At 49.6% G+C, this 22,954-nt stretch carries 16 protein-coding genes and 1 pseudogene; 2 read left to right on the top strand and 15 right to left on the bottom strand.

The window, feature by feature from the left end; genetic code table 11:
* Positions 1 to 10: 10 nt before the first annotated feature.
* The 3 genes from AB8516_RS19530 to AB8516_RS19520 all read right to left on the bottom strand — a co-directional run bounded on the left by AB8516_RS19530 (position 11) and on the right by AB8516_RS19520 (position 8,222).
* Positions 11 to 5,773: a phospholipase effector Tle1 domain-containing protein gene (locus AB8516_RS19530; RefSeq protein WP_369162827.1), complete on the bottom strand. Its 5,763-nt coding sequence runs from the start codon at positions 5,771 to 5,773 to the stop codon at positions 11 to 13.
* A 148-nt stretch (positions 5,774 to 5,921) separates the two neighbouring features.
* Positions 5,922 to 7,838, bottom strand: a complete 1,917-nt coding sequence (locus tag AB8516_RS19525) for a Tad domain-containing protein (protein ID WP_369162826.1) — start codon at positions 7,836 to 7,838, stop codon at positions 5,922 to 5,924.
* A 141-nt stretch (positions 7,839 to 7,979) separates the two neighbouring features.
* Positions 7,980 to 8,222 (bottom strand): hypothetical protein, encoded by a 243-nt coding sequence (locus AB8516_RS19520; protein WP_369162825.1) that lies wholly within the window; start codon positions 8,220 to 8,222, stop codon positions 7,980 to 7,982.
* A 240-nt stretch (positions 8,223 to 8,462) separates the two neighbouring features.
* Here AB8516_RS19520 and AB8516_RS19515 point away from each other — a divergent pair, with 240 nt between their 5' ends.
* The gene (locus AB8516_RS19515) at positions 8,463 to 9,704 is read left to right on the top strand and encodes a hypothetical protein (RefSeq protein ID WP_369162824.1); all 1,242 of its coding nucleotides are present in this window, start codon (positions 8,463 to 8,465) and stop codon (positions 9,702 to 9,704) included.
* 227 nt (positions 9,705 to 9,931) lie between these two features.
* Here AB8516_RS19515 and rrtA read toward each other — a convergent pair whose 3' ends face one another.
* The 11 genes from rrtA to AB8516_RS19460 all read right to left on the bottom strand — a co-directional run bounded on the left by rrtA (position 9,932) and on the right by AB8516_RS19460 (position 20,752).
* A complete protein-coding gene (gene rrtA, locus AB8516_RS19510) occupies positions 9,932 to 10,498 on the bottom strand; it encodes a rhombosortase (protein WP_369162823.1) in 567 nt (188 codons plus the stop codon).
* 54 nt (positions 10,499 to 10,552) lie between these two features.
* Positions 10,553 to 12,595 carry a VIT and VWA domain-containing protein gene (locus AB8516_RS19505; protein WP_369162822.1) on the bottom strand — a complete coding sequence of 681 codons (2,043 nt, stop codon included), beginning with the start codon at positions 12,593 to 12,595 and terminating at the stop codon, positions 10,553 to 10,555.
* 595 nt (positions 12,596 to 13,190) lie between these two features.
* The gene (locus tag AB8516_RS19500) at positions 13,191 to 14,051 is read right to left on the bottom strand and encodes an SH3 domain-containing protein (protein WP_369162821.1); all 861 of its coding nucleotides are present in this window, start codon (positions 14,049 to 14,051) and stop codon (positions 13,191 to 13,193) included.
* A gap of 91 nt (positions 14,052 to 14,142) precedes the next feature.
* Positions 14,143 to 14,400 (bottom strand): hypothetical protein, encoded by a 258-nt coding sequence (locus AB8516_RS19495; RefSeq protein WP_369162820.1) that lies wholly within the window; start codon positions 14,398 to 14,400, stop codon positions 14,143 to 14,145.
* Between the two features lie 119 nt (positions 14,401 to 14,519).
* Complete coding sequence (locus tag AB8516_RS19490) at positions 14,520 to 15,176, bottom strand: hypothetical protein (protein WP_369162819.1); 657 nt, start codon at positions 15,174 to 15,176, stop codon at positions 14,520 to 14,522.
* 86 nt (positions 15,177 to 15,262) lie between these two features.
* Positions 15,263 to 15,973, bottom strand: a complete 711-nt coding sequence (locus tag AB8516_RS19485; RefSeq protein ID WP_369162818.1) for an NYN domain-containing protein — start codon at positions 15,971 to 15,973, stop codon at positions 15,263 to 15,265.
* Positions 15,974 to 16,053: 80 nt separating this feature from the next.
* Positions 16,054 to 16,941: a type II toxin-antitoxin system death-on-curing family toxin gene (locus AB8516_RS19480; protein ID WP_369162817.1), complete on the bottom strand. Its 888-nt coding sequence runs from the start codon at positions 16,939 to 16,941 to the stop codon at positions 16,054 to 16,056.
* A 556-nt stretch (positions 16,942 to 17,497) separates the two neighbouring features.
* The gene (locus AB8516_RS19475; protein ID WP_369162816.1) at positions 17,498 to 17,914 is read right to left on the bottom strand and encodes a hypothetical protein; all 417 of its coding nucleotides are present in this window, start codon (positions 17,912 to 17,914) and stop codon (positions 17,498 to 17,500) included.
* A 54-nt stretch (positions 17,915 to 17,968) separates the two neighbouring features.
* Positions 17,969 to 18,424 (bottom strand): HEAT repeat domain-containing protein, encoded by a 456-nt coding sequence (locus AB8516_RS19470; RefSeq protein ID WP_369162815.1) that lies wholly within the window; start codon positions 18,422 to 18,424, stop codon positions 17,969 to 17,971.
* A gap of 347 nt (positions 18,425 to 18,771) precedes the next feature.
* Complete coding sequence (locus AB8516_RS19465; protein ID WP_369156879.1) at positions 18,772 to 19,902, bottom strand: IS91 family transposase; 1,131 nt, start codon at positions 19,900 to 19,902, stop codon at positions 18,772 to 18,774.
* The gene (locus tag AB8516_RS19460; RefSeq protein ID WP_369156877.1) at positions 19,895 to 20,752 is read right to left on the bottom strand and encodes a tyrosine-type recombinase/integrase; all 858 of its coding nucleotides are present in this window, start codon (positions 20,750 to 20,752) and stop codon (positions 19,895 to 19,897) included. The genes AB8516_RS19465 and AB8516_RS19460 overlap by 8 nt, the downstream gene beginning before the upstream one ends.
* 310 nt (positions 20,753 to 21,062) lie before the next feature.
* Here AB8516_RS19460 and AB8516_RS19455 point away from each other — a divergent pair.
* Positions 21,063 to 22,007, top strand: a pseudogene (locus tag AB8516_RS19455) (integron integrase); the annotation flags it as partial.
* Between the two features lie 241 nt (positions 22,008 to 22,248).
* Here AB8516_RS19455 and AB8516_RS19450 read toward each other — a convergent pair.
* The gene (locus AB8516_RS19450; protein WP_369162814.1) at positions 22,249 to 22,902 is read right to left on the bottom strand and encodes a DUF6602 domain-containing protein; all 654 of its coding nucleotides are present in this window, start codon (positions 22,900 to 22,902) and stop codon (positions 22,249 to 22,251) included.
* Positions 22,903 to 22,954 lie beyond the last annotated feature (52 nt).

The raw sequence follows: 22,954 nt of genomic DNA, 5'->3' as shown, positions 1-22,954 counted from the left end.
TGTTTATCCGCTAGGGCTGATTAATCTGGGATGGATCGGCTTCTGAAAACTGAATATCAAGTCCGTAATGGGCCTGCAGCCACTCCTGATAGCTATCTATTTCCACCGTGGGCGCCAACTCATCTTCAAGGCGGATTGCTCCTACCAGGGTTCTGTCTTCATGTGCATCTTCTCCCTTTTCACGGCAGACACTCTGCCACATGAATCCACAGGGAACATCCTCCATAAACTGATCATCGAAGAACGGCTGGGATTCCACATAATCCATACTGTCATCTCCGGCCACGCCTGACCATACCTGTTGGTTGACGATATCACTGCCGTTGACGTACATGAATTCCCGATCGGGTCCGGAGAAGCAGACGGGCCATGCCGGGCAAACATCCACGCTGTCATGGACAATGGGATTTGTTACTTCATGCCATCCTTCATCTTCTATGACATCCCTATCCATCTCCACCCCCGCATTCTCCGCCTGCCGAACCATCCACATGAAGGCCACATCAGACAGGTCACCCTCTGCGTAGCCGCCGCCGATATCCGAGTGGGCGCCGATGAAGCCGCGCTCGATGCGTGTGGCGCTGTTGGCCGTTGCCGGTGAATCGTGAATGGAGACTCCCGCGAAGTCAGCCCGGTGTTCGTTCGCCGCCACGGCGTGGGCGGTATGATCGGCACTCGCCGGTATGCCCAGGCGCAACTGTCGCAGATCGTTGCTCTGCGATGCCCCATAGTGAGGCACGGTGTCGAACAGACCGATGAAGTTGAGGTTGATCATCATGTTGCAATCCCGGTTGAGGTAGTCGAGGGCAGCTCTCAATCGGTTCATGTCGGCATCGATGGCTGATCCGGTATTATCGATAAAAGGGTCTTGTTCCCGTCTAAGGTTTTCATAGATATATCTGAGTTCATCTGCAGCAGCAGGATCGCTGAAATCGGCACCGGACTGGGCGACCTGAATGATGTCATCCACCACATTGGCGAACATGCGGGCCTCTGCCGCGCCGCGGGAGAAACCGACGATATCGATATCCACCGGGGCGGAGGCGCCCTGCTCTTCCATCTGTTCGATATATTGCACCAGATTATCGGCCATCTGGGCGACCCTTTGCTGCAGGCTGACGCCGACTGCTGCATCTAATGCCGGCGTATTACCAAAATTCGGGTCATCCACACCAGCGCCGGTGATGTAGTAGTAGTCCCGATTGAATGCTGTGCTGCCATCCCAATCGATGTAGGGTGTGGTTGGCAGCTCACCGGGAGCGCTGCTGTAGCTCTCAGCAAAACGCACTACATTGGAGATATCTCCAGGGTTTTCAGGATCGCTTAAATGATTTCGGTTGTTAGTGTTGCCGGTGCCGTCGAAGGCGAAGAGCAGCAGGCCGGTGGGATCAATGTTGCGTACTGGGTCGTTGGCTGCGTAGGCGTAGGTGTTCATGCCCGCGTTCAGATCCAGCGGATCGCTGCTGAGGTAGCGGCCCGTCTCCGGGTCGTAGTAACGGTAGTAGTTGTAGTAGAGCCCGGTCTCGGTGTCTTCGTATTGACCGGGGAACCGCAGGTTGAGTTGGAACGCCAATTGATCACCATCCGGGTCGTCCTCTATGTGGGCGCGACCGAAAGGGGCGTAGTGTGCACGCCAGACAAGCCGGCCTGTGGAGTCACTCACCGCCACCGGCGCATTCAGGTGGTTGCTGTGGATGGTGTAGATTTCTCCCCGTTCCAGCAGAGCCACCGGTTGCCAGCCCAGGTAGATGTATTGGCGGACGATCTCTCCCTGGTCGTCCATCTCGGCGATCAGGCGTTTATTTTCGTAGAGGTAGTGGGTGGTGACCGGGCCGGCCTCTCCATAGACCGTCTTACTGGTTCGCTCGGCGCGATTGTTGTAACTGTAGCTGGCGATCAATTTGTCCGCCAGCCTGATATGTTCGGGCTGGCCGTTAGCCGTATAGTCTATCTTGGCATCCGCGCTCCGGTGAATGTTGCCCCTACTATCGTGGCCCAGAGGTATCACATAACTATTTAGCGATGCTTGTTTTATGTGGTTGCTGTCTTCCGCATAACTGTATTGCACATGGTCGCCATTGACTATTTTTTCGGTGCGATTGCCGTTTTCATCATAGCGGTAGCCATAGAGTGCGAAAGGCATCATGGCAAAGTCGAGGCGGCCTTCGTCATCGTAGCGAAAGCGGGCATAGGCCTGTTCCCCATCATTGATGCCGGTTATGGCGCCGCGGCTGTTGTATTGGTAGTGATAGTCATAAATGCCCTCGGCATGGAGAGCGTCTAGTTTCGCATCTTTGATGCGATAGGTTGTGGTCACGCCGTTGCCGAAAAGTATTTTACGCGATCCGTTGCTGTTCTCCTCTAATGTAAGGATGCTTTTATCCCGGAACCAGCCGTCAAGGGATAGGCTCAGCCCACCTTCTGTGGTGTCGTGGTGGTATTTGAGCTTTTGACCACCCGGTAGGCCGACCTTTTCGAGGCGGCCGGCGTCGTCATACCAGTAGCGGGTAGTGTAGTCATGTTCTGCGTAGTTTCGGGTATAGGCAGTCATGTGGCCGCTAGGGTCATATTGCCACCGTTCGTTGCCATTGTGGCGGCTAAGGTATTGCAGCTTACCTTGGCTGTATGTCAAGGTTACCTCTTCGTCTGGGTAGCGAACGCTTGCCAATTTACCGGCAGTATTGTAGGTAAAATCTATACGCTGCCCCGCTGCGTCGGTTTTGACGACCAGTCTGTCTTTTTCGTCGTATTGATAGGTGATGAGACCCTTGTCAGGGCTTTGCGTGAATGCCACCCGCCCGAAATCGTCGTACCGGTAGTGAGTGGTGTTGCCGCGCGCATTCGTGACGGCACTCAGTTTGCCGTGGCTGTCGCTGGCATAACGCCGTACTACGCCATCCGATGTTTTGAGCTGTTTGAGTTTACCAAAGCCGTCGTATTCGAGTGTTGTAAGCTTGCCCGGCGCTTTTATGCTTTTAGGCAGTTTTTTTCCCGCTTCATACTCAAACTGGCGAACAATCTGACCGGACTGGTTTTTCAAGGCGGTCAATCTACTTTGATTGTCATAAAAATAACTCAGTGTGGAGATGGGAATGCCCGCAACATACCAGGATTCTTGTTTGATTCTGTCATCTTTGGTCCATTTGTAGCGGGTTTCCAGCCTGTCGTTATAACGCCTGATCATCCGCCCCGCCGGGTCGTATTCCATGCGGAGTTCGGTTTTGTCCGGGGTTCTGTAAAGCAACGGGTTGCCCACGGCATCATATTCATAGCTGAATTGTCCAACCTGATTTTCTATCGATGCAACGGTAAGATTGGCTGTGTATGAGACCGTTATCGGATGCTCTCCGTCAAACTGTATCTCATCGATCTTTCCATAAGCGTTATATGAAATCTTCTGGGTTGTACCGTCGTAGTTGGTTATTTTCTTTGTGCGTCCAAACGAATCTTTCTCTATGTGTGCGATTTCCTCTATCTGGCTCAAAACGCTATCCATAGCAAACAATTGCTCATTATCATCGTAACTTAACTGCAGTTCCCGAGTAATTGGCGTGAACCCTCCATCCGGCAAGGGGGCAAAGCCTCTTTCCCGCGCTTTCTCCAGACTGCCCTTTGAGTTGTAGCGTATTTCTCTGACAAAGTCGGCACCGGGTTTCACACTCGGCACGCTGATTTCGATCGGCATATCCCGATCCGCAAGATACTTTATGCTTGCGACCCTCTGCTTTTTTTCGCCAGCTGTTCTGGTCAGTTCCGTCACACGCCCCAATTCGTCGCGTGTGTAGAGCAGGGCATTACCGTCATTGTTCATCTGCGCGATGATCTGGTACCGCTCGTTGTAGTGGTAGCTCACATCCCAAGGACCACAGCTGGAGCAGCCTGGACCGTGAATAGCGGTAACTAGGGCGACCCCGTCTCGAATTTCGGTGGTATACGTGCTGACCTTACCCTGGCTGTCGGTAATCTGGGTCTGGCCGTCGGCACTGAAATCTAGGCGTACCTGGCCGACTTGGTCGGCGTGACTGGAGAGAATCGCCCGGTCTTGGGCGTCGTAGGTCCAGGTGGCGTAACGGATGTCCCGCTCGTCGGTGATGCCGGTAAGGTTGTGTTTGTCTTGGGGGTCTTCGTAATGATAGATCCGCGTACTGCCGTCATGCCGGGTGACCTGTTGCAGGTTGCCCACGTCATCGTAGCGGTAACGGGTCGCTTGACCGCTAGGGTCGTAGAGGGCTTTGATACGGCCGTTGGTGTAGTGGTCCAGGCTCAGTTCACGACCTTGGGGATCGCGAACCAGAAAGAGTTCATCCTGGGGATTGTAGTACAGGCTGAGTGTCTGGCCTGTGGCCAGGACGATCCGTTGCAGTTGGCCTTGGGGGTTAAACTGCAGTTGACGCCCGTCGCGCCAGTGCCAAGTGATTTGGACTTCGTTGATCTGTAGCCAGCCATCGCTGAGTCTCGGTGCGATGTAGTGCCCTGAGGTGTCGCTGGGCCGAAAGTGGATGACACGGCCGTCACTCTGGCGTAGGCGGTAGTCGGTACCTGAGGCGTTTAGGCGAAAGTCGTAGCTGTGGATCCAGCCGTGGCCCAGCGGACCTGTCTCGTCACTACGGCTGTTGTAGTGGCGTTTGAAGAGTAGACCCAGGGAACCCGGCAGTGGGCTCAGGTCGAGCTCTTGTTGATATTTATTGCCAGTGATCACATGGATCGGGTTACCGGCGTGAGTACTGAGAATGCTGCTACTCTGGGAGGTGGTTATGGGGCTAAACGGCAGATTGTCGACTGATGATTGCCCGTCTTGGCAGGCTTCAGCGCCCAGGTCGTCGCCCGGATTGACGAGGTTATTGGACGGATCATCACCAGAGTTCAGCAGATCATCCAGCGAGGTCTGGCCATCTTCACTCTGGGACGATTCATCATCTGTACTCTCTGTCGTCTCTTCGTCACTATCGCCGTTTTCCGCTTCTTCGGTCACTTCTTCTGCGGTCTCTTCATCGGTGTCATCGCCGCCCTGCCCCTCGTCATCATCCGGGGTGGCGCCGCCGTTCTGCGGATCGTCCTCGGTCGATGGCGGCGTACCGCCACCCCCCGGCGGTATCATGTGGACATTGTTGTCGTCCCGCCAGGCGTCCGACTGCATGCGGACCGTCGCCACCGAGGTGATCGGTAGACGGCGGGCGTTGTAGTAGTGGATGTGCTCAGGATCGACCAGGCGCATCACCGCCGGGATCACCCGATCCATCAGCGGCACCTTGAGTTGATAGCCGTAGGTGACCTTGACCTTCAGCAGGTTGGCGTCCTGGATATTGACGCCGCTGCGCCCCACATCACGCTCGCGCCAGCGCAGGTGGCTGTTGGGGATACCGAAGTGGACATCGCCTGTGCGCGGATCGACGATCTCGCGGCCGAATTCATCGAAGGCCTCGATGGTGGGGTTGATGATCTCGATCTCGGTGAAGCGGCTGTCCTGCACATCCAGGCTGGCGCGGGTGATCGCCGACAGCGCTTTTTCGGCGCTGCCGTCACCACCGAACAGGGGCGCCAGGCGCAGGCCCAGTTCCCGGCGCATGGCGTCGCTCTGGGCATGGTTGACCGCACCCTTGCGCACCGCCTCGAAGGTTGCACTATTGACTATGATTTTGGCATCGAACAGCAGCGCGGTCTGCAGTCCACCCAGCCCCATCAACAACAGTGCCGGCAGTGAAACCAGCAGCTCTGTCATCGCCGCACCGCACTGCCCTTTGAACAGTCGGATCAAGTTCCTTTTGATCTGCATCCGGTTCTCCTAATTCAACCGTCGCGCTTTGACCACCACTTCTTTCATCGGTGATATATCCCTTCTTTAACGCTTCATGCTCATTATCAACCGCTGGATCCGTTTTGATTACCCACCCACTATGATCCTGGAAATTTCCTACAGATTCTCAGTTAATAATAATTGAGTTTAACGTACTCTCCACAGCGTCCTCTGCAGCCGCTTCAAGGGTCTGCTGCATCTGATCCGTTATCTGATCCACTACCTCATCTTCAAACTGATCGACTATCTCTTCTCCCTCTTGCTCGGCATACTCTTGCAACATATGTTCGTACTGGCCGACCTGAATTTGGGCCGCTTCACTGACACCCTGAGCCATCTCTTGCTGTAGGCCATCGGTCAGCATCCGGGCATTACCATTGGTTGATTCCAGATGTGTTATCTGTGAGCCGACAGCAACAAGTTCTGTTTCCAACTCTGCATGACGGGTAACGTCTATTGTATCGTTCAACTGATCCTGAAGTGACTGTTCCAAGCTGCGCAGTCGAGCCAGTTCCTCCTCCCGTTCATGGATATAGTGCTCAACATCGGATGAAATACCTGATGTGCCTTCAGTCAACAGGTTTTCATCCCGCAAGGTCCAGGCCATGAAACGACGTTCCAGAGGCGTATCGGTCAGTCGCACCTCCCAATAGGGACTGAAAAGACTGGCGATTTCATATCGGCCTCTCCTTCTTGCAGGAACATAGTCATCGGGAGGATGAAAGAAGAGCTCACCACTGGCGATTATTGCCATGCCTTCTCCCGCCATCTGATCCTCAGTGCCGAACATGCCTTCGCCCATGCCGCTCCTCAGCTCATCTTCAGGCACGGAATCAGATCCCAGGCCATCGATCTTCGATGCGGTTCTGACATCACTTTGCGGTAGTTCCACTTCCAAGCGCAATGCAAGGCGGGGATCTCCATTCTGCCGGCTTAAGTTCCTCAAGTCATTGTAGGCACGTATGCCGTTGTACTCAGCGTCCAGCTCTTCCTGACTAAGGTTGGCGATTATTTCCGCCCGTCTGTTCTGCTGTGTATAACGCGGGCAGCCATCATCCGAATATCGCCAAGACCACCATCGGCTTCGGCCTTGGCCTTGGCCTTCTTCACATTCGAAATCGCCGTTTACATAACGCGAACCCCAGCCCAGGGGTAATTCCCTATGAACCCATCTTGGCCCTCTACGAGTAAATTCCAGATCCTCTCTATGCAGGGAAAACGTATCCTTACTCTTCCACTCCCATTGCATTGAGCCGTCTTGAGTATCTGAAACCAGGTTTGCTCTACCTTCCTTTCTCAGCCATAGTCGAGTTATACCAAGATTCAATACATCCGGCGCTTCGGGTAATAATTGACTCGTGCCAAGATTTCTTGCATTAGTGAATTCATCTTTTGACCGATTGACCACATCCGCTTTGCGCAACAGTCCATCCTCATTGTCATAGCGTCTCACTAGATTTTGCCAGCCTTGCGCATTTTCGCCCAAACCTATCACTGCATAGGCCGTGTTGGTGTTGTAACGCTCATCATTTTCCTCGACCACTTCCCTGACAATGGCCGGAGTTGCGGCAAAACTTGCCACATAGACTGCTTGCTGTGTCCTGCTCAACATTCCATTTATACTATCTATGATGGGGATGAAGGTCTCAGCGATATTAACTGCAACATCGTCGATCGTCTCCGTTATTATCTCAGCAGCCTCTGTATAGGATTCGACAATCGGAAAATAGTCAATAATGGAATCGATAGTTCGAGCGAGGATATAAGCGTATTGCGTCCAGGATGTCAGACTCACCAACTGACCGATAGAAACCTGGTTGGCGACCATCGCCCGATTCGTATAGGCCTGGAAATTGAGCGCGCGCGCCTGCCAGACAAGACCACTGTAGACTGCAGCATCTGCTGTATTGATAAGACGTGATCGTTCGGAAGCTGTCTGACCTGTATTGAAAAGCACCAGACCCAATAGAATTGTAGACATAAGAAAGGCTATACCAAGTGGCAGCGCCTGTCCTGACTCCCTGTTAATGGTTTTACTGTTCATCCTGATAACCTTTTATCCTCAGCATCGTTTAATATAGGCAGTTGACACTTCGGACTGATGCGATGACTGAAGAAATAATGCCTGCTCAAGTTATACCTAGCGCAAACTGCGAACTGTTGGATATTTCCTGAACTATGCCATTTATGTCAGATACATACCGAACAGAACACCGGAAACGGCGGATAGGGCGAGATCCTCGTTGATGACAGTTTGGGTTTTACTGCCCGTGTAACTGTGCGCAGTATATTCGGCAGTATGGTCTTTGTTGAATTGGTCGCCAATATCCGGTGGGTTACCAGAAGAACTGCCATTGTCACCGCATCCTTGATGTGACAGTGCAAGGATAAACAGCACCGAGTATGCAATGATCGTCGATCTTTTCATGTCCCTATTACCTTATTGCTGCTTCCCTTCCTTGGGTGACAGAAGAGTAACGATAAGTGGTCTGGTAATGGAACAGGCGATCGATAACTGCCAGCTTTTTTCAGAAAAGGATTACATAAGAGTGTGGCATACATCACATGTTTAACACCGTTATTTAAATGACCCAGAGGGCTGTTCCTAAGGAGTAAGTCCGGGTTATGATTCTCCTATCCTCATCCTTTCTAGCGAATGGAGGTATCTATGCCCGGGATCGTGATTTTTCAGATGGACCTTTGGCCACGGGTCAAGGAGCAGTTCAGGCCCAAGATGTTGACTATCGACAAGATTTTGGTCGAAGTAACCTTCCCCAGCAATCCCAAGCTTCAGGCGGCCTTCAAAAAAGATCCGCTTTTGTACCAGAAGCTGCAGGACAAAATCCGCGCCTACATGACCGGAAACGTTGTCAGAAACCTTGGCAACGTGGTGAATAAATTCGACCCTCAGGCCGTGGCTGCGGCCAAGATCGATGACATGGAGGAGATGCTCAAGATCCTGGACAAGTTTCAGGAGACCGCCAAAGGGTACACCCATGCCGCCTCGACCATGGCAGCCCGGCAAGCGGAAAAAGTGTGGATGGAATTGACCCGGACCAAAGCCGAGTACCGAAAATATAAGATCGTTGCAGGCGCGAAACTCACCGCCGGCACGGCTGGGTTAGCGACCGGTGTCGGCATGACCGTCGGTTCGACGGTGGCAACCGTCGCCTCGGGAGGCGCGGCTGCTGTAGGGACTTGGGCCAGCCTGACTTTAGGCATTATCGGCATCCTGAAATCGTCGGTCGGTCTGGGCAAGGATATATACAACCTGGCTATTTCGGCCGACACGGTGCAGAAAAAAATCATCAAGTCATTGGAGAAACTCCAGGCACGCTATCTGGATATCATTAAGGGCCAAAAGGTTGGTCCCGGCAGGTCGAAGGCAACGGTCATGGCGACTGAATTGAACTACGAAGCCGTAAGAACGGTTTTCGGCACAAGCCAGACGACCATTTCAGAGTGCGACAGGATGACCGGACAGTTTCACGACAAGCTCAACGGCATCGACCTCAAGTCTCACGAGCTGTCCAAGAAGCTGGAAAAGGTCTTGGTCGAAACCGAAAAGCTCAAGAAGCTGAAACCGAAACGGATAGGTGAGATAGAGAAACTCGAAAAGACAGTCCACAAGATCATCGAGAAGACCATAGAACTCGCCTCAAAGGTCAAAGACGGCAGGAAAGCCCACAAGACTTATACCGCGGCACTCGCCGAATTGAAGGCGCGCAAACCCAATACGGGGTGGCTGGAAAAAGGTTTCGGTTACGGTTGGGAACTTCTGCTGTCAGCGTCGGACCCTAAGGATATCATCGTGGCCGCGGTCGGCATCGCCACCGATCTCTCCATCGATGTGACCGACAAGGTTGCCAGCAGAGTCATCAAGCAAAAGTATAAAGTGAGCAAGCGCTAGAAAACCGGCCGTTAGCAGCCGGTACTCTGAAAAGGTCGCTCTCCTTGGCGAACGGGTGACTGTGCTGGTCTGTGATCTGTAGCAGGACGTCCCAGGCATCTTACCCGGTCATTTCGAACAGATCCCCCACCATATATTCGGCACTTCACAAATGTTGATGATAGTGATCAGAATACTTAATGGAGGCCCTGCAATATCGGCTTGTGGTCAGCGATATGCAATTCAATCTAAACACAGCTAATAGTCTTTGGGGAGAAGTGCTTTATGCTTATGATCAGAATCACTCCGGCCATTGTTCCCGCAAGATGGGCGGGGGGGAAAGGTGGCCAGGATAGTTGGGTAAACAGTGAGGTTCCGGACGAGAGTTCAATCATCAATTTGCTCATACAGACCAGCGCTGCGACGATGACCCAAGCTGATCGGGTTTCCCGCCAATAGTGAAAGAGCGCAACCGCCAGCAGTGTATTGAGTACACCCGAAAGCCCACAATATAGGGTGATCCGGGACCAATCGGACAAGAGCAAAAGATTGACGCTGATCATGCCTGCCAGCATACCCTGAAACCACAGGTATTTTGACTGTTGCTCCAGATAGCTCCCGAGAACCGCAAGTGCTGCGGTATTCCAGAACCAGTGCTCCCAATCTGAATGGATCAGATGACCGGTCAGCAGCCGCCACCACTCTCCTGACATGACAGGTGACAGATCAAAATAGAAGTGTCCATGGAATTGAGGCATAGCCATCAGGATTACGGTAAACAGTACGGTACCAACCGTAAGCTTGGGAAATTTCATCTTACGCTCCCATACTCGGCCAGGCATCAGCCTGGCCGGAGATTGTGACGGTTGTTAGTTAGCGTTACGACGACGTTGGCTGGCTTTCCACAACGGAAACAGGAGTAACAACAACCACGGCCCGAAGGCTCCACCGCCACTGCTTCCAGAAGAGGGATAGGCGCGAGGCGTGCTGTACATGGGCTGCTGTTTATCCACTCTGTTGTCGACGACGGGTGCTGTGCTTCGTTGTTGCCGGGCTGCTTGTTCTTTCGCAACCCTCACCTGATTGCGTCGCTCGACGCCATAGTGTTGGAACTGCTCTTCGCGTAACACCACCATCGAGGTATAGTCAGTGACCAAGCTGAATTCTTTGGCCATATCGATGATTGCCTGACGACTGTCGGCATCTTCCCCAAGGTAGTCGATCTGGTTTTGCAGGTCTTCTATCGTGGCAAATGCCCAGAGACGCTCAATTTCCGGATTGCGTGTGCTTTGGCCGGGAAATTCAAACCTGGATGAATACTCCGCAGGTTGGCCTGAGACCTTGCCGCTGACGGTGACATCGGCGACACCGTCACCCCAATAGTGACCGAACAGGATCAATTGTCTGCCTCGATACAGGGAACCGATTCGTGATGGGGTTAGATCCTTGACCTTCACGCCCCGTATCTTCACATCGATATCGTGCAACGCTTCATGGGTGAGTTTGTCTGTGGCCAGCAACAACTGGCCGACGATGTCGTCGCTATTCGAGACGCTGATGGAAAAACCGTTGGAGATTTTAGTCATCCCTTCCAGTAGCGGTCGGTTGGCGCTGTTGCCCATGACGAAACTGAAGAGTCTCACGTCATAACGTTCCAGAAGTTTAAGAAAATCCCTTTTCTCCGTGATACCCACGTTGGCGACCCCATCAGTGACCAGAATGATGGCGCTTGAACGATCGGAGTCGAGCCCCTTGATACCACGTTCCAACCCGGCATAGAGATTGGTGCTGCCCGATGGGCCGGTGTTCTCAAGCTTGTTTAAAAAACGTTGAGCGTTATCCGCAGTTGCCTGTACATAACCGGAGGTGAGTTCCCGGGCGTGATTATTGAACAGCACTATTTTGAATCGATCCCGATCGGAGAGATTTGCCAGTCCCTTGCGGACCCCTTCCACCAGGCTTTGATATTTGCCTTTCATGGAGCCGGAGAGGTCAAGGACGAAAACCCAGTCGCGACCTTCGTTGATGGAGGTCAAGTCGTCACCCGGGGTTACCGTGAGCATAAAGGTGCCGCGCTCTTTACCAGGCTCTTTGTGGGTTACCATGTCGACACTGCCGGGCAGACCCTGTTGGTGCCGCCAGTAGACGACGATATCCCTGTCCAATTTATGGATAACGGTGGATGGGGTTTGTGTCGATTCCTGCTCCGAGCCGGCCTGACCATTGTGCAGAGAAACAGACCACTCTTGAGGGGATAGTGAACTCGCCGTTGCCTGTGGATGTTGAGGCAGTCGCATGTCATCGATGGGGTAGGATGAACGCAACTTCAGATCGAAACTGAACGCTTCGGTGACAACATCGTTATAACTCCAGAAAGCGAGACGTTGCTCATCCACACCGCCCTCTTCCAGGGGGTAGACATAGCGTCCAATGCCACTGTCCAGGTGCGCGGGCTGGATGTAGACAAGTCGAATTCTGACATCCTGCTGAGGCTTGACCGGGTAGACGTAACTGTCGAACGTACGGTAACTGTCTTGCTCTGTCAGGGCAGCTTCCCTGCCTTGATTGCGCTCCTGTTGATAGACTTCCTTCGCACGTTGTTTCTCCAGCACCTCTCCTGTAACCGGTTTGCCCTCAATCCAATAGGTGAATTCTCCAACGGAAGCCTTCTCCGGTACGGGAAAAGAGTAAATGGCTTCGAGTTCAGCGTCGTTGGGGTTGTAGAAAACCTGTTCGACAGAGGTCACCGCGTAACCATCCTCGATGGTGACCTCAACGTGGTGCTGCCTGATTTCCAGTTGAGGGAGATTTCCGGATTTAGGGGTCATCAAGCCTGCCGCGAATGCGCTTTGGGCGGCTAGCAGCGAGATACCTACAACCAAGTATTTAACCTGTTTTATTAGAGTGAACATGACAAAGCTCCATTAATCTTATGTGTTTCTCTCCGTGATGGAGATAAGACAACAGTAGCGATGAGGCTTAGATATTTAAACTACGTTATGAAAAGCTCTATTTTGATGGCCCATTAGTAGCGTATTTTGATACTTTTTAGCAGATTCATTTATGAGCTAGGTTGCCGTGTTGTTTGAAACCTTTTCGTATCGCACCCGAGTTCCTGTGTGGCTTGCATTTTGATAAGCCATAGGAGTAGACCGAGATACGGATTCCCAAGGAGGACTGTGGGAACTATATAGAACTTGTCCGACAACAGTGCCTTGTAAGCTTTGTTTGTGGTGTACGATAAAAAAGCATAGAGAGCGGGATGAACGATGCATTTTGGCATCAGGCTCATTATATTGTTGCTGTGTTATTTCAGACTTGATCAAGCAATGAGTGTCAGATTTGGGTCTGTTGTGCGACCGAAGCTGACATTGAGGATAATCTCAGTACTTAGTGAAAGCAGACATTAACGCCAAGCATATGGGGCGGGCCGCCGCGTAGCGGTGGCACGTCCCAGCTGCCCGACAGGGCAGCGACATGATGCACTTGTTAGGGTTTTTTGCACTCTCATTGCTTGAGCATTTTCAGGTAATCTTCATGCGCCCAGCCTTCCCTAGTTGTTTCTGATAAATAATCAAAACATTCGATTCTTAGCCATTTACTCTCCCGTTCAAGAAATCTGACTTTCATGTTGGGATGGAGAACAGTCAAGATTTCATGGCTTGTGCTTGGGCCTTTTCTTAAGTTCACCCCATTTGTAACCACGTAAAATATTTCTTCATTCTCCGCCTCGTTTAGTACAGATGTGTTTGAAACCACGAGTTCTTGCAACTCGTTAATTTGACTGAGTATGTCCTCTTCGGACTCGATTGACGAAACTTGCGAAAGAATGAATATGAATAGCGCAATGAGTAGATTCAAATAGAACTCTAACGAAAGTGGGTGCTCGTAAGCAGTTTCAATTTTTTCTTCTATTTCGTTAGTTAGGGCTTCTGCGGGTTGCGACACCCCGGATTGAGAAAGCTCAGTATATCTTTCCGTTACCAGCTCGTAGGCATCAGCGAATGCTAGCGGCTGAAGTTGAATAGATACTCGTTCTGAAAGTTCTCTTATCTGGCGTAGAGCCTCTGAATACGGCTCCATTCTCCGATTTATTTGCTTTATGGTTTCATCGAATGGTGACAACCTTTGGTTGAGTTTTCTAATTGCCTCAATGGCTGGCTGAACATCTTTCGCCCAAGCTTCGGATATCCTTGTGATCGACGACTGGTAGCTCTGCATATGGAGATCAGAGGCTTTTGATATGGCTTCGATCTGTTTCCGCAACTCTCTTGTTGGCTCCGTAGCTCTACGAAGACTATCCATTTGCTCTTGAATTCTTCGAATCGACTTCAATGCTTGGGGCTCAAGTAGATCTTCGATCTTCATGTGTATCCTTATCAACCCTAACGATAAGGCTCAGCGGAAGAGGCGTTACAGCGCCGACGTCCGCTGGAGCCGCTGGTTATAACCAATATATTTATTTACGTAAGGCATCTGCTGCCTGCTCAACAAAAGCGCTCCCTCCTGCATATTGGGCACCTTCTTCTCCAATAAATGCCAATCCTTTATCTGCACGACATACCACAAAATAATGATAATCACCTGCTCCTGCGGATAGGATATGCTCTAATTCCATAATATCTAGTTCTTTTGCACCCACTTTAATCATGACCTCTTTCGATCTCTTCATACATTCATCTTGCGATATGGTGATATCGACATCCAATACAGCCATTTCCGCATTTATCTTTACAGGTACTATAAGTAGAAATATTATTAATAGTGATCTCATGCTCTGTTGGTTATAACAGCTATATTAACGAGACCCCACGTCTCGTTATACATTTTTATATTTCACTTTGCACGCCCCAGCATTTCCTTAATTAGATCTGATTCTCTATATCCTTCAACCCAACTCCAGCCGGTAAAAATTGACCACAAAAAGCCACAAAACGACTTTATGTCATCATATTCCCTTTCTGTTGATTCCATTCGCACAATCGATTGTGATAGGCGATTTAGGAAGTCAAATACTTCTGGGTCGTTTAGATTGACAACATTGCGCGTATATCTTATTTCTTCATTCAGCATGCGAAGATGGTAAATAATTTCTTTCAAATAGAACTCGTTGGATTGAAGTGAATTTGCTACCGCGTTCCAGCGATTCTCTCCGCGTTTATTGTTATTCTTAAAGTAACGCTGAAACTCAGACAAATTAAGTAGTTCTGTTCTGTTTTCGTATTCTTGAGAGTCGCTAAGTATCAAGAATGTATCTATACAAGAAAGTTTAAATTGAGTGTATTGGCTTTTTAGAGCCTCATGCACCATTTTTCTTCGCTTGCGCTCAGGCATAAACACGACAAGAAAATAGAATATGACACTGACAACAAAGCCGATACTTAGTGAATGCACCACGCTTTCATAACCATCAGATCCTACGGTTTTCACCCCTACCGCCAGGAGTATTATTGTCAAAATGACCAGGACTATGGTCATTTGCATATTAAGCATTTGTCACACTACCTCTTGAAATATAACGCCACAGCTCACGGGGGAGCGACCGAAGGAAGCGAATCCTGTGGAGCTGATTGTTTTGTTTATTTTTTCTTTCGCACATCTTTAACTAGGTATGAATTACCTGGTCCCCGTTTAAGTTCAAATAAATCTATAGCCTTAATGAGACTACTCAAATTTTTGTAACCATAATTCCTGGGGTCAAATGAAGTTTTATTTGATATATGCGCGCCGACAGGTCCCAGAGCAGCCCAACCATTATCCTCTTCAGTTGCTTCAATAGCTTGACGAAGTAAATTTATTAACTTTGTGTCAGATTTTATATTTTTGGTTTTTTGCTTATTTGCGCCACTGTTCGCAGGCTCTTGATCCAGAAACAAGAATTTGGAACATGCGTTTACGAAAGGAGCTGGTGTTTTTCTCTCACCAAACCCCAGTACTACCTTGCCTTCTGCTAACGCACGAGTGACCATAGGTGTAAAATCACAATCAGATGACACAAAGCACATTACATCTATATCTTTCGTGTACATTACATCCATTGCGTCAATAACAAGCGCTATATCTGATGCGTTTTTTCCTTTAGATAGGTCATATTGCTGTATTGGCTGAATAGCATATTCATGCAAAAGATCTTCCCATGCCTTGATGGATGGTTTTTTCCAGTTACCATAGGCTTTTCTTATTGTTACCACGCCGTATTTTGCAACTTCACTAAGCACATCTTCGAATTTAGTCGCTGGTGCATTGTCAGCATCTATGAATAGAGCGATTTTTTGCTTTGTATCATCCATTATTTTTTCATCTTATTCAGAAACATAACAGCTATATTAACGAGACCCCACGTCTCGTTATACATTTTTATACGATTTACTCAACGATCTGCTAGCCTCCGTAATGGGGCATGGTAAATGTCAATTAATGACTCCATTGTGTCAGTGCCATGGAAAAATGTCTCGGAATCAATGCCTTTTTCTGGCAACAGATCTGTTACTTTCCTGACTGTGTTAATGGCACCTTTACCTACCTGTGTTTTCCAACTAGGAAAGCCTATTTGGCCAAGCTTAGTTTCTACTGTTTCGTGTTTTCCTAATACTCCAAGTATTTTTCTCTTTTTATCGAACCTTACTATATCAATAAAATTCTTTTTTGGATTACTCAGCCCAAAGCCATATCCATGTAGAATATTATTCAATTCCCGATAGGTTACTGAGTAAAAGCGTTTATCAATATTCCTTGACTTCCTCTTTAGAAAATCAGAGATAAACAAAACCTCCGGATCTTCTTTTTTCTTTTTGACAAAATCTTTGTATCTGCGATATTTTCCAAGCTTGTTTTCAGCTATTTCTACCGTAAAATCTTCATATTCTTGTTGGCCTACGCATGGGCATCTGCCAAATTTATGTAGATGATATAGTGATACTAAAAATGCAGTCCTTTTATTGGCATCGTGAAATGCATGATCTTTTACGAGGCCATACATTAGCGTTGCGCATTTATCATACGGGCTAGTCCATTTCTGCTTGCCACCATACCCGACAAATTGACGATATAGAGCAGAATGAAGCATTTCAATACTCTTTGGACCAATACCTCCAAGCCCTTCTCCTTCTTTATAAAAGTAATCAGCAATCAAAAAATGGGCTCGCAAAACCGTTTGAATCCCTACGGTATCACTACCGGAGTATGGATCAGCTTCACCAATTTCATCTCTCCAGCGGTCATATTCTTTTTGAACCGGTTCAGCTAAATGCTCCATCATTCTTTATTCGTATAACGTTTGAGCAGTGGGGCGAACCGCGCGTTAGCGCGGAGCGTCCCGCACGAGCGACTTGTTAGTGTTTTGCCTGTGATGGCGATATTTGTCAAATGCATAACCTAGTAACCCATAGATGATTGCCCAAAATACACCATTTACGACCACTACTAACAGGCTATTTGGGCCAGCCATTACGGTGTGTGATGGAACTAAGCCTAGTTGAATTGAAATATGATAGCCGGGTGAGCCATGAAACATGGATAGAATCAGGCCTGGAAGGCCAGTAACAATCCCGGACGGATGAAGAAAGAACATTGAATATAAGCCCAGTGAAAAGGGAGCTGCTATAAGGCCGAATGATATACCTAGTGCGGTTACCTTGTACGCTGGCATATGCGTACGCGCCCACCTATAGGTGAGTATTGGTAGAAAGATTAGTAATATGAGTAATAGAATCATCCTTTTCTAATAAACACTAACGTTCACATATGGGGTGCGCAGCGAAGCGGAGCATCCCAGTGAGCGACAGCGAACGACATGATGTGCTTGTTATGCGATTTCATTCTTCCAGTATCACTCGCTTAGCTTTCATACTTTCTTTAAGCCGGAACGAATGATCAACTAAGCATTGTTCATATTGAGAGTCTGAAACACCAAATAATTTTCGCAACTCACTATTTACACATTCACCTATCTTGTATTGTATTTTTCTGTCAAAAACGTAATCATCTCCTGCTTCTTCTTTTCGGTTGAATTCCTGCCAAAGAGGTGAGTAATCACACTTAGCCACTGATTTTTGCATGTGGACAGTACAGGCTTGCTCATCGGTCCCTAGACATTGAGTGAATTGAATATCAGTGCAATATCCCTTGCTCATATCTTTAGCTATTTGAATATTAAAATCTTCTGGCATTTCAATGCCATAGCATGGAGAAATACAGAAAAGCAATGAGAACAGAGTAGCTTTATATTTCATAATTTCTATGCATAACAGCTATATTAACGAGACCCCACGTCTCGTTATACATTTTTAAATGGCAGATTTTTGAATAATAGCCTTCGCATAACGGACATCCTTTGGGTCAACACCACCTTGATTTAATTTCAATTCTAGTTTTCTCAGTGTCTCTATTTTTGGTAGAGACATTAGAAGTACGCTTAACGAAAACCTGTTATGTGGATTCGAACTATTTAGGTATAAACTCAACACCCAATCAATGTCATTTTGTTTAAGATGCGGCGCTAGTGATTTTGACATTGCAGATACTGCGCCCCAGCGAGCGGGTAGTTTCGAAATCTTTTCAAGTCTGTTTTTCAGTTTTTCTATAGATTTCTCGTCACCCCAAGCCCCTAAGGTCTTTGCTGCACACACCTGAATTCCTTCATGCTTAGATTCTAGCGCTGAATCAACCTCCTCAACAGAATAACGATTAGGCTTATTTGCAGCGAGTTCAGATAACCTCTTACTGACTTTATCCAGTTCCATCTCAGACTCACATTGCCATTTAACCGTGTAGTGTTTATCCCTCGTGCGTTTTCCGCATGCGGGATAAACGCCTGTTGGACTAAGCCGACCTTGGGGTGGCTGCCCACTCTCTATTAATAAGAATTTGTTTTTGGCGCCTTGCACCTGAGGGAGATTGGCGTGACAGCGTTCCGTTGCGCTAGGGCTGTTGGGAGCGGTTTTGACCGACCTCCCTGTGGTTCGAGCACGGCTTGCGGCTCCCTTTTGCTCCGATAATAACCTATTTTCAGAGGATTGGCCGCACTTTGACCTCAGCGCTTGAGCTGATCAAGTGTCTGGATGACGCCGACGCTCAGGCTAGGGCATCGTCATCCGCCTTCCATGCGTTGCCATTGCGGCGCTAGTTGCGCGACCACACGCATCGGTCGTTGACAGCAGGGACAGGCAAAACACCAACGGGCCACCTGCTTCTCTGTTTCTGATTCAACCACCGCTTGTAGGCCTGCCTCGGCGATCGCCTTAAGGATGCGGGGCAACTGCCTGGCCCGGCAGGCATTGGCCAGGAAGCCGTAATGGCGGATACGCATCAGGCCCTTGGGTAGTACATGCAGCAGAAAACGCTGGATCAACACATCGACAGACAACTGCATGACCTTCCAGCGCCGGTCCCGGTAGTCTTTGTAGCGCAAGCCAACCTGATCCTGCTCCAAGCCCAGGAGTCGGCGGTTGCTGACGGCAGTGCGGTGGGTGTATCGGGCCAGATAGTCGATGACATGCTCGGTGCGCAGACAGGGCTTGCTGTAGACCACCCAGTCTTGTCCCATCAACCGCTCCAGGATGAGATCGATCTCGCCCGGACGACTGATGCGTGTGAGCTCCCCGCCTTGGGCACAGGCCCGCAATCGGCTGACCATCAGACCGCGAAAGCGCCTTGAGAGCGCACGCACAGGAAACAGATAATCGCTCTTGCTCGGTTTCCACTCGCCTTGCGGGCTCAGCGCGCCGCCCGGCACCAGGCAGTGCAGGTGCACATGGCGTGTCAACGTCGAGCCCCAGGTGTGCAACACCGCGGTCATCCCCAACCCCCCGCCCAAGCGCTTGGGGTCTTCAGCGAAGGCCTGTAGCGTCTCCCAGGTTGTTTGAAACAGCAAGGTCGTGATCAGCTGAGGATACAGTTCGATCCAACCGTTGAGGGTCTCGGGCAGGGTAAACACCAAGTGATGATAGGTTACCGGCAATTGGGCACGCAACTGCTTGTCCGCCCACTGCCGCGAGGCTTGCCACTGACAGTGCGGGCAGTGACGGTCGCGACAGGCATAGTAGTGGTTTTGATGCGCCTGACAAGGGTCACAGGCTAAGCGTACCCCACCCATGGCTTCAGTCCGGCACTGCATCAGATGTGACAATACCTGACAGCGGCGCAGATCGAGACGGTGGTGTTGGCGGTAGGTGGGCAGGTGGCGCTTGAGCAGGGTTTGCAGGTCGATGGCCTCAGCCATCGCGCAGCCCCAGCGCTGCAATCAAATCGGCGCCACGGCGATCGCTCTGACGATCATTGAACACCCAATGTACATAGCGCAAGGTCGATTGGATGCTGCGGTGGCCCAGTTGATACTGCAACTGCTGCACTGCCATGCCGGCCTGCAGTTGATGGGTAGCATAGGCGTGTCTCAAGCTGTGGATGCCACCCACCTTGGTGATGCCCGCCTGGCGCTTAGCCCGTCGGAATACCTTCTGCGGCGTGCTGATCGACAACGCTTCATCGGGATGCTGTTCATTGGGAAACAGCCAGCGCACAGGCTTCTCAACGTGCCAATAGTCACGCAGGTGCTTGAGCAACGTCGGCGACAAGCCCACATAACGGTCCTTACCACCCTTGCCCTGATCGATGCGCAGCAACCCGCGTTCTCCATCGATATGCCGAAGCTCGAGTTTGACCAGTTCACTGACCCGCAGGCCGCAGCCATAACAGGTCAGCAATAGCATATGGTGCTTACGGTTGGAACAGGCATTGAGCATGCGTACGATCTCCGATCGCTGGAGTAACTCCGGGATACGTTGCCTGCGTTTGGGCACCTGAATCTTCACATCGAACGACGCTTGCTGGAGCACTTCGAGATAGAAGAAACGGATGGCATGGCGATAGAGCCGGCAACTGGCATCGCTTAAGTGCCGTTCCTTGACCAGATACAGAAAGTAAGCTTGCAACTCATCCTCACCGAGTTGATCCGGGGGACGCTGATAATAACGGGCCAGATCCTTCACCGCCATCAGATAGCTCTGGTGGGTACGCGGCGAAAATCCACGCACGGTCATGGCGTCTATCATCTGTTCGCGAAGTTGTGTCATCGGTTGACTCCTGTGTGGTAGACCAACAGTGGTCCTTTAGGAGTCTGGTTGATGATGACTCAGGGGTGGGTTGTGAAAGGCCCCGCGAAGCGGTTTAGTTCAACAGCTATATTAACGAGACCCCACGTCTCGTTATACATTTATAGCAAGACCTCTATGTAACGCATTATCTGGCAGTATATCAAAGACTTAGCTTCTTGGCGTCTCGTTATACATTCTCAGCAAGTCGTGACAGTGGCAAACTACCGATTTTGGAGGAAAATCATGGGGTCACCCCGCTGAACCACGCAAGCCACGTCTACTTGACCAGGTCCGAACTGCCTGTCGGCAGAAACATTTCAGTCATAGAACTGAAAAGTCCTATGTCTACTGGATCCGTCAGTTCATCCTGTTCAATGACAAGCGCCATCCCAACGAGTTGGGTAAGCAAGAAATCGAAGGCTACCTCAACCACCTGGCCTCCCGTCGCAACGTCTCTGCAAGTACACAATCAGGTGCTCTCAATGCGATTGTTTTCCTGTATCGTACTGTTTTGCAACAGGAAATACCCGAGCTAGATAATCTGAGACGGATCAAGCGCTACAAATCCATTCCTGTGGTGATGTCGACGCAAGAGGTGTCGGCTACCTTCGCACGGATGAGCGGTACCACTCGCTTGATGGCAGAACTCATCTATGGCACAGGAATGAGAATCCATGAGTGTATGACCCTGCGGGTCAAGGATATCGATTTTGATCTTCGATCGATCACGGTACGTGCTGCTAAGGGCAATAAGGACCGGGCAACGTTGCTACCAGATGCCCTGATCCCGGCACTGCGCAACCATCTAACCAAGGTGGCACAATTACACACATCTGACATGCTTCGCGGAAATGGCTTCGCCCCGATGCCCAACGCCCTGTACAGAAAGTACCCTTCCGCCTCCAGGTCACTGGCCTGGCAATTCGTCTTCCCTTCAACGGTGGTTCGGCCCTGGCAAAATACCCCTCAGATGGCGCGATGGCATGCGTCTCCCAGTACGCTTCGTAGAGCCTTTAAAAGAGCCGTGCAGCAAGCGAAGATCCACAAGCATGTTGGACCCCATACGCTAAGGCACAGTTTTGCGAGCCATTTGCTGGCAGCAGGAACGGACATCAGAACCATCCAAACCCTGCTTGGACACAAAAACGTTGAAACAACGATGATTTATACGCACATCACACCTGATCACAAGCATGTTTGTAGTCCGTTTGATCAATTAAAGGGCCTTCGATAACGGGTCTATTGATTCATCGGTCCAATTCGGATGGACCGACCAACTCGCTGCTCAAATGTCCGCTATGAAGATATCTGGTTCTTCCTACAAGGGTCTGCTTTTGGCCGAATTCGGACTATTGGGAATTTTATTCCATTGGCCACTACCAGCAAAGCAGTAGGAGGCTTTGAAATCATCTGACGTTAGTTGTCAGATAAGATCCAAGCTGGATCAGTTAGCTATTTTATTCTTTCAATGTTAACTACCATTCAGAACCTGGGTAATTAACAGCAAATTTAGCTTTTCTTTTTATGGATTCAATTCTTACTGCACCCAAAAAATTAATCAATCTATATATGCCTTCTGAATTTGGAATCGGTTTATCCCCTCTGTAATCCAGCAAACAAACAACTCGCTTATTGCCGATCATTTCTGAAAGCTTATTTTCTCCATTTGGATCATATTTAGTTGCAGCGCAAATTACACCGAGAAACAATTTATTTATACTGTTTAAAGGAAAACACTCATCAACTTCATCAATTTTTTTGTTAATACTAACTAGACCACTATTATAATCAGTTTTCTTTACCTCAATTATACCCAGCACAGAATTTCTCGGTACTAGAGCAAACCGCTCTTCAGCAACAATCGGTGGTACTGGATTTGGATCCCAAATAATTAAATCAAGCTGTGGTGTCGTTTTTTTGGCCTTATAAGAATCTTTGCTAATCACTGTGCCGGATGAAATACGTAGAGGATGAACTACCTTACTAACAAATTGATAAACTAATGACTCTGCAAAAGCCCCAACAACATCCTTGTTTCTAGTGAACCTGTAAACTTGCTCAGCAGACGAAACATCACTAACAAGCTGTCCGGCAAGAGCTTTGAAATATTCTTGTTCATCATTATCCATCTATTATTCCTACTCCTTCTGACTCCCCACTCCAGCTAACATCTGCATTAAC

Source organism: Candidatus Thiodiazotropha sp. LNASS1, from assembly GCF_964212655.1.
GTDB lineage: Bacteria > Pseudomonadota > Gammaproteobacteria > Chromatiales > Chromatiaceae > Thiodiazotropha.
This window is presented reverse-complemented; position numbering and strand designations above follow the sequence as displayed.

Excerpts from the sequence above, each read along its gene's own strand:
- AB8516_RS19495 (WP_369162820.1), bottom strand. The coding sequence starts at position 14,400 with ATGGCTGTATTGGATGTCGATATCACCATATCGCAAGATGAATGTATG.
- AB8516_RS19490 (WP_369162819.1), bottom strand. The coding sequence starts at position 15,176 with ATGCTTAATATGCAAATGACCATAGTCCTGGTCATTTTGACAATAATA.
- AB8516_RS19480 (WP_369162817.1), bottom strand. The coding sequence starts at position 16,941 with ATGATGGAGCATTTAGCTGAACCGGTTCAAAAAGAATATGACCGCTGG.
- AB8516_RS19485 (WP_369162818.1), bottom strand. The coding sequence starts at position 15,973 with ATGGATGATACAAAGCAAAAAATCGCTCTATTCATAGATGCTGACAAT.
- AB8516_RS19530 (WP_369162827.1), bottom strand. The coding sequence starts at position 5,773 with ATGCAGATCAAAAGGAACTTGATCCGACTGTTCAAAGGGCAGTGCGGT.
- AB8516_RS19460 (WP_369156877.1), bottom strand. The coding sequence starts at position 20,752 with ATGACACAACTTCGCGAACAGATGATAGACGCCATGACCGTGCGTGGA.
- AB8516_RS19465 (WP_369156879.1), bottom strand. The coding sequence starts at position 19,902 with ATGGCTGAGGCCATCGACCTGCAAACCCTGCTCAAGCGCCACCTGCCC.
- AB8516_RS19470 (WP_369162815.1), bottom strand. The coding sequence starts at position 18,424 with ATGGAACTGGATAAAGTCAGTAAGAGGTTATCTGAACTCGCTGCAAAT.
- AB8516_RS19505 (WP_369162822.1), bottom strand. The coding sequence starts at position 12,595 with ATGTTCACTCTAATAAAACAGGTTAAATACTTGGTTGTAGGTATCTCG.
- AB8516_RS19515 (WP_369162824.1), top strand. The coding sequence starts at position 8,463 with ATGCCCGGGATCGTGATTTTTCAGATGGACCTTTGGCCACGGGTCAAG.
- AB8516_RS19525 (WP_369162826.1), bottom strand. The coding sequence starts at position 7,838 with ATGAACAGTAAAACCATTAACAGGGAGTCAGGACAGGCGCTGCCACTT.
- AB8516_RS19475 (WP_369162816.1), bottom strand. The coding sequence starts at position 17,914 with ATGAAATATAAAGCTACTCTGTTCTCATTGCTTTTCTGTATTTCTCCA.
- AB8516_RS19500 (WP_369162821.1), bottom strand. The coding sequence starts at position 14,051 with ATGAAGATCGAAGATCTACTTGAGCCCCAAGCATTGAAGTCGATTCGA.
- AB8516_RS19520 (WP_369162825.1), bottom strand. The coding sequence starts at position 8,222 with ATGAAAAGATCGACGATCATTGCATACTCGGTGCTGTTTATCCTTGCA.
- AB8516_RS19450 (WP_369162814.1), bottom strand. The coding sequence starts at position 22,902 with ATGGATAATGATGAACAAGAATATTTCAAAGCTCTTGCCGGACAGCTT.
- rrtA (WP_369162823.1), bottom strand. The coding sequence starts at position 10,498 with ATGAAATTTCCCAAGCTTACGGTTGGTACCGTACTGTTTACCGTAATC.